The sequence below is a fragment of the Faecalibacterium sp. DFI.5.82 genome, from assembly GCF_029076575.1.
In the GTDB taxonomy this organism is placed as follows: Bacteria; Bacillota; Clostridia; order Oscillospirales; family Ruminococcaceae; genus Faecalibacterium; species Faecalibacterium duncaniae.
This window is the reverse complement of sequence record NZ_JARFIS010000864.1, coordinates 1-297: the sequence shown is the minus strand read 5'-3', so window position 1 is coordinate 297 and position 297 is coordinate 1. Positions and strand designations below refer to the sequence as shown.

At 53.9% G+C, this 297-nt stretch carries 1 protein-coding gene; it reads left to right on the top strand.

Annotated features, from left to right (window positions below; genetic code table 11):
* Positions 1–40: 40 nt before the first annotated feature.
* Positions 41–297: PfkB family carbohydrate kinase (locus P0G09_RS19255; protein WP_275253474.1), on the top strand; the 257-nt coding region annotated here is incomplete at its 3' end.

The window sequence follows — 297 nt, the reverse complement described above, 5'->3', positions numbered from 1 at the left end:
GAGATATCAAAGTAAAATCCGGAAAGGAATCAAAAAATTTATGGGCATCGTAGTCATCGGCGCAGTGTTTGTTGACATCAAGGGATATCCGCTTTCCACCTATATCCCCGGCGGGCGCAACGCGGGCAGAATGGAGCAGGTACACGGCGGCGTGAGCCGCAACGTGGCAGAGGATATCGACAACGTGGAGCTCCGGCCCACCTTCGTGAGCCTTGTCGATGACAGCGGCATGGGGCAGGATGTCATTGATAAGCTGGAGAACCACAAGGTCAACACCCGGTTCATCAAAAAGGTGCC